At 40.3% G+C, this 6,853-nt stretch carries 7 protein-coding genes; all 7 read left to right on the forward strand.

Annotation, left to right across the window (positions count from 1 at the left end):
* Nucleotides 1-5 precede the first annotated feature (5 nt).
* Complete coding sequence (locus LKD48_RS09870) at nt 6-1,190, forward strand: DHHW family protein (RefSeq protein WP_308731912.1); 1,185 nt, start codon at nt 6-8, stop codon at nt 1,188-1,190.
* Nucleotides 1,187-2,116, forward strand: coding sequence for an SGNH/GDSL hydrolase family protein (locus LKD48_RS09875; RefSeq protein ID WP_308731913.1), 930 nt, complete (start codon nt 1,187-1,189; stop codon nt 2,114-2,116). Before LKD48_RS09870 ends, LKD48_RS09875 begins: the two co-directional genes overlap by 4 nt.
* Nucleotides 2,117-2,534: 418 nt before the next feature.
* Nucleotides 2,535-2,963 (forward strand): 50S ribosomal protein L13, encoded by a 429-nt coding sequence (gene rplM / locus LKD48_RS09880; RefSeq protein WP_066562179.1) that lies wholly within the window; start codon nt 2,535-2,537, stop codon nt 2,961-2,963.
* 25 nt (nt 2,964-2,988) lie between these two features.
* Nucleotides 2,989-3,381, forward strand: a complete 393-nt coding sequence (gene rpsI, locus LKD48_RS09885; RefSeq protein ID WP_308731914.1) for a 30S ribosomal protein S9 — start codon at nt 2,989-2,991, stop codon at nt 3,379-3,381.
* 124 nt (nt 3,382-3,505) lie between these two features.
* A complete protein-coding gene (locus LKD48_RS09890) occupies nt 3,506-4,144 on the forward strand; it encodes a non-canonical purine NTP pyrophosphatase (RefSeq protein ID WP_308731915.1) in 639 nt (212 codons plus the stop codon).
* A gap of 193 nt (nt 4,145-4,337) precedes the next feature.
* On the forward strand, nt 4,338-5,753 hold the full coding sequence (locus tag LKD48_RS09895) for an ATP-binding protein (RefSeq protein WP_308731916.1): 1,416 nt from the start codon (nt 4,338-4,340) through the stop codon (nt 5,751-5,753).
* A gap of 89 nt (nt 5,754-5,842) precedes the next feature.
* A partial coding sequence (locus LKD48_RS09900; protein ID WP_308731917.1) for an IS3 family transposase occupies nt 5,843-6,853 on the forward strand: 1,011 nt, incomplete at its 3' end.

Here is a 6,853-nt window from a genome sequence, read left to right on the forward strand (position 1 = left end):
TTGCTTTGAACACAAAAGAAATTCGCAAAAGAAAAGGCTTTTATTTTTGCTTGCTGGCATTTACCAGCGTATTGCTGCTTTTGCTTTTGAGTGTCGTCAGCCTGTTCTGGCCGACCAGACGTTTTTCTGCATCTGAGCGTAGAAATCTTGCTCAGCGTCCTAAGCTTTCCTATGAGGGAATTGTTGATGGAACTTTTTCAAATGAGGTAGAAAGCTACCTGGCGGATCAGTATCCTGCAAGAGACATTTGGGTTTATTTAAATTCTTTGCAAAACCGCATCCTTGGAATTGATTATCAAAATGGAATTTATCGAGGCAAGGATGGGTATCTGATTCAAGGTTTTGAAAAGAGTGAAATTGATAAAGAGGATCAGGAAAAGCAGAAGATTTTGAATTCATTTTTAGAACGCAATTCACAACTTCAAAGCTATGTCATGCTTGTACCGACAGCATCATGGATTTTAAAAGATCTCTTGCCTTCAGGTGCACCGCAGGGAGATGAAAAGAGCTGGTATGAGAGCTGGATTTCGACTTCGAAAATCTCAGAGTTATCTAATGTCACAGTTGTTGACTGTGCAGATGAATTGGCAGAGGCAGCAAAGACTAATCAGATTTATTATCGAACCGATCACCATTGGACAACGTATGGTGCAAGTGCTGCATTTAAAGAGCTTGCAAAGCAGATGGATCTTACTTATGAGGAAGGTGATTTTGAGGCATACACTGTTCACGCCAAGTTTCAGGGAACTATGATGTCTTCGAGTGGGTTTTATTCAGGAACAAAAGACACAATTGATCTTTATTTGCCAAAGGAGCCGGAAACAATTCTTGTAACCAACAAAGAAGCACAGACGACAACAACGACTATTTACTCAGAAGAGGGACTCCTTGGAAATGATCCATATGAGGTCTTTTTAGGTGGAAATTATGGGCTCTTGAATATTCAAACTAGCTCGCAGAGTGGAAGAAAACTGCTTTTATTAAAGGATTCCTATGCGAATGCAATGATTGGCTTTTTGACTCCATATTTTTCAGAGATTGATATTGTTGATCCGCGCTACTACAGCAGTGATCTTGATATGCAGATCGCTGTCAATAAGTATACCGATCTTCTGATTCTCTACAATTTGCAAAGCTTTGCAAAGGATTCGTCACTTGCACTTGTCTTGGGAGAGGAGGCAGCAGAATGAGACAATATACACGTTTGCTTCGTATTGCGTTGTCAATTTTAGGAAGCTTCTTGCTTGCCTTTATGGTGCTTGGATTGGTATTTACCTTTCGAATCAAGAAATCAATGGTCACGGCAGAGGCAAAGAGCCTGGTGGAAAACTTAGGCACAAAATCAGAGATTGATGCGGCAAGTGAGTTGGCAGCACTGCAGCAGACAGAGGTGCAAACACAGGCTGCAGGGCTAGAACAGGCAGAAACACAAGATTTGGTACAGAATGAAAGTCAAGTACAAGACCAGAACCAAGAACAGGCTCAGATAGAAAATGGACAGGAGAGTGGCACCTCACTTGATGCAATGATTGCACAGTGGAACGAAGAGCTTGATGCAGACACCGTAACGAATCTTACTGATGAGGAACAGGTCGCGGTGCGTACTCTTTTTGCCAATACGATCTTTTTTGGTGATTCAATGACACAGGCAATCGGTGAATACGGTTTCTTAGATATGACGAATATAGTGTATCAGCGAAGCGCAACGATTGATGTGCTGATTACAAAGATACCAGAGGTGGCGGCTACGCTGCCGAAACAGGTTGTAATTTTTACTGGATTAAATGACTGTAATCATTACACTGAGATTGCGGATTACAGGAGAGATTATGTAACGATGCTTCAGCAGCTAAAGGCATCCATACCAGGTGTAAAGATTATCGTCAGCAGCCTGTTGTCTCCATCAGATGCGCTTGGACAGGTGCGAGCAGATTTAGTGCGGGCACCACAGTTTGATCAGGAACTCAGAAGCATCTGCCAGGAAAATGATGCTACATATGTGGACAGCACTTGGATTGTGCGCCAGAAAAATTATCTTGATGATGGCATTCATATGAATCGAACTTTTTATCGAGTTTGGTTTCGCTACCTCAAAGCTCTGCTGGGCAATCAGTAACGATTTGAGGGGAGAACTGCTACAGTTCACGGATACGACAATATTTGCAGTATAGCTCGAAGGTGAATGGATTTCACGAGCCGGACACTTGGAGCAGGTCTTTCAATGTAATGTATAATAATAATGAGCATAACAGGAGCCTGCGGAGTTTGGTCCGGCGACGAAACCATTGCACCGAAGTCTTTTGTAACATAGTCCCGTGAACTGTAACGGAAAACCTTATTTTTTTTGAAAAATTCAAGAAAAGCAGTTGACACACACGGCAGAGTGTAATATAATAAGGAAGCTGTGTTTAAATATAGTTTAGACACAGTTGATAGCGTGTATGTGTCTGGCTAAGCCAAGCCCCGGTAAAGACAGACTGCTTACAATAAATGTAGTATAGTTAAATGGATATATTTATTTAGGAGGGAAACCAATGAAGACTTACATGGCAAATCCTGCAAAAGTTGAGAAGAAGTGGTATGTTGTAGATGCTGAAGGACAGACATTAGGTCGTCTTGCATCCGAGGTTGCTAAGGTATTAAGAGGAAAGAACAAGCCAGAGTTCACACCTTTCGTTGATACAGGTGATTATGTAATCGTTATCAATGCTGAGAAGATTGTAGTTAGCGGAAAGAAGATGGAGCAGAAGCTGTATCACACTCATTCCGCATATGTTGGTGGTTTCAAGACCGCTACTTTAAAGGAAATGATCGAGAAGAAGCCAGAGAAGGTTGTTGAGCTTGCAGTAGCAGGTATGCTTCCAAAGGGACCGTTGGGCAGAGAGATGTACACAAAGCTTCACGTATATGCAGGAGCAGAGCATCCGCACGCAGCACAGAAGCCAGAAGTATTGACATTCTAATAGGTAGTGTAAGGAGGAAATCACAGTGGCTAAGACAAAGTTTTATGGAACAGGTAGAAGAAAGAGCAGTATTGCCAGAGTATATTTAGTACCAGGTACTGGTAATATCACCATCAATAAGAGAGATATTGACAACTACTTTGGTCTTGAGACCTTAAAGATGGTTGTACGTCAGCCGCTTGCAGCAACTGAGACTGCTGACAAGTTTGACGTTTTAGTTAACGTTCATGGTGGTGGAACAACAGGTCAGGCTGGTGCAATCCGTCATGGTATCTCCCGTGCACTTCTGCAGGCAGACGCTGAGTATCGTCCAGTTCTGAAGAAGGCAGGTTTCTTAACAAGAGATCCAAGAATGAAGGAAAGAAAGAAACCAGGTTTAAAGGCAGCTCGTCGCGCTCCGCAGTTCTCCAAGAGATAATTACGAGATTTTATCTCATACAATCAAGAACTCAAAGACTCAGAAGGTTTTACCTTCTGGGTCTTTTTTTAATCAATATGCTAGATTAGCTTATGATCTTGCCAAAGTATAGAGGAGAATAAATATGAAGTTACTATTTGGAACGGGGAACCAGGCAAAACTGAACGTGATGAAAATTCGATTAAAGCCACTTGGAATTAATCTTATTGGACTAGAAGATCTGAAAAAGGAAGGATACACGGCTCCAAGCGTGCCAGAAACTGGAAATACGCCGCTAGAAAATGCGAGACAGAAAGCAATGGCGTATTATCAGGTATTTAAAATGCCAGTGTTTTCCTGCGATTCTGGCCTGTATTTTGATGAGGTTCCAGATGAAATTCAGCCTGGAGTTCATGTTCGCAATGTAAATGGACGCTGTCTGTCAGATGATGAAATGATTGCATATTATACAGGATTGGCAAAACAGTACGGGAATCTTACCGCATATTACCAAAATGCAATCTGTCTTGTACTGGATGAAACACAGATTTTTGAAACTATGGATCCTTCAATTGCAAGCGAACCATTTCTTCTGACAGATACACCTCATAGTAAAATCAGGAAAGCAGGATTTCCACTGGACTGTATTTCATTAGATCTGAAAACAGGAAAATATTATTATGACATGCCAAAAGAGGAGTTAGAGCAGCTGGCAGTTGAGGATGGGGTGCTTGCGTTTTTTGAGGGAGTTATAAGCCATGGTGACAGGAACGTTGGCTTTTAAAGTGTCCCTGCTGGTTTAATATGTGTCCCCCAAAAATCATAATATTTAATTATGTAAGACGCAGTGCCAGGTACTCGTACAATTGAACATACAATAAAGAATGTTGACTTTCTGCCTAGTAGATGTATAATATAAATAAAATTATCATAAAATAATTTATCATAATTCGATTTATTATAAGGAGGGTCTACGTATGAGATTCATAGGCAGAAAAAGCGAGCTGAGTAAGTTGGATGCAGAATATAACCGTGATAGCAGCTTTGTGGTTATCTATGGCCGCCGTAGGGTTGGAAAGACAACGCTTATTAAAGAATTCTTGAAGGAGAAAACTGCATTCTATTTTCTTGCCACGGAGGAATTGGAAAGCCAGAGCATGAAGCGACTGGCGGGTGTTGTGGCTCGTACAACGAAAAATACATTACTGCAAAAAGCAGTATTTACAGATTGGGTGGATTTGTTTCAGGTGATTGCTGACTATAAGCCAGAAGAAAAGAAGGTACTTGTCATTGATGAGTTTCCGTATCTTGTAAAAACCAATTCGGCTTTTCCATCTATCTTGCAAAATGTTTGGGATGAGATTTTGAAAGACAGTAATGTGATGTTGATCCTGTCAGGTTCTTTCATCAGCATGATGCAGAAACATGCTCTGTCTTATGACAGTCCTTTGTATGGTCGCAGGACAGCACAGATGCGCTTGGCACCATTGCCGTTTACGGATATATATGCTGTTCAGAAGATGCCTTTTGATCAGGCTGTAGAACAGTATGCCGTAACAGGCGGCATTCCGAAATATCTGGAGTTTTTTGAAGATGGACGTCCTTTGGAAGAACAGCTCAAAGATACTGTTTTGTCCAAAAGTGGTTTCTTATACGAGGAACCTAATTTCTTGTTGAAAAGCGAGTCAGTGACAGCAGTTAACTACTTTTCAATCATTAAGACAATTGCGGATGGAAATCATAAACTTGGCAAGATTGCCGGCATACTTGGGCAAGAAACATCTTCGCTGACGCCATATCTGTCTACACTTTTAGATTTGGGCTTTATAGAGAAGCGAACGCCGATAACAAAAAAGAATCCGGAAAAATCTCGCAAAGGATTGTATTTCATTGCAGATAATTTTATCCGTTTCTGGTTCCGTTATGTTTATCCCTACAAAGGAGAGCTAGAATTGGACAATATGCAGATTGTACTGGATGAGATGCATAAGGATTTTCGGGAGAAATTTGTAGCATTTGTTTATGAGGACATCTGCAAGACTATTTTTGTGGAGCTGTGCAGGAATGAGGAGATTACTTTTACACCATCCCGTAGCGGCTCCTATTGGTTGAATGATTTTGATGGTGATACGGAAATTGATGTAGTGTCCGTAGATCATCAAAACAAGCGAGTATTTGCTGGAGAGTGCAAATACCATGCGAAACCGGTAGATGCGCAAGTGTATTTCGCATTAAAAGAAAAAGTTAATAATGCTACAGAAATTCGCAAGGCTTTTCCGGGGTATGAGGTTATCTATGGCGTATTTAGTAAAAGTGGCTTTACGCAGCGTATGCTGGATATTGCAAAGGAAAGTGCCGATATTCTTCTGGTTAATGAGGATCATTTGGTGTAAGACCATGGTGACAGGTACCAAGCCTAGAATGGTCGTATGGGGTGCGGACAATTTTTGGACCTAATGTCGAAAGATGTTAGGAGGAAGAAATGAACAAGTATAGCACCGAAGAAAAACAACAGGCAATCGACTTGTATTTCAAAAATGGTTGCAATATGAAGAAAACTGTGAGAGAATTAGGTTATGGTAGCGCAACAGGGATTCTTCGCTGGCTTAGAGAAACAGTTCCGGATAAAGTAAGTAAACCAGTACAGAGAAAATGGAAAGTAGATTATCCAGAAGAAATAAAACAAGCGGCAGTCATAGATTTATGTGAAAGCAACAGTTCTACAGCTGATATAGCTGAAAAATATGGAATCAGTCGTGCTACATTATACGAGTGGAAAGTACAATACATTGGGAAAGGAAACTGTATTTTGAAGCAGCAAAAACTGAATTCTAAAGAGTACTACATCAATGAAATAAATCGATTAAAAGAAGAAAAAAGATTGGTAGAGCAAGAGCTAAAAAAAACACAGGCGGAGCTTTATCGAGCACATCTGGAAAAGGATGTATATGAAAAAGCAGCAGAAATATTAAAAAAAGAAATGGGCGATAATCTAAAAGAGTTTTCCAATCAGGAAAAGGCCATGGTGATTATGGCCCTACGAGATAAATATCCAGTAAAAAGTATACTGGAGGTATTTGACATGGCCAAAAGTAGCTATTGCTATCAGCAAAAGCAGATAAAAAAGGAAAATAAAATCGCAAAAATAAAAGAGCGAATAAAAATCCTTTTTTTCGAAAACCACAAAAGATATGGATACCGCCGCATTCATTTGCTTTTAAAACGAGAAGGCATTATAATCTCTGAGAAGATCGTTCGGAGTATCATGAAAGAAGAAAACTTGATTGTTCGAATAATCCGTCAGAAAAAATATAGCTCTTATTTAGGAGAAATCTCACCGGCTGTGCCAAACGAAATACAAAGAGATTTTCATGCGGATAAACCAAACAAAAAATGGTTAACAGACATCACTGAGTTTAAAATTGGAGAAGGAAAAGTATATTTATCTCCAATCATAGATTGCTTCGATGGTATGCCTATAACGTGGACAGTT

The organism is Anthropogastromicrobium aceti (assembly GCF_020687335.1).
GTDB lineage: Bacteria > Bacillota > Clostridia > Lachnospirales > Lachnospiraceae > Anthropogastromicrobium > Anthropogastromicrobium aceti.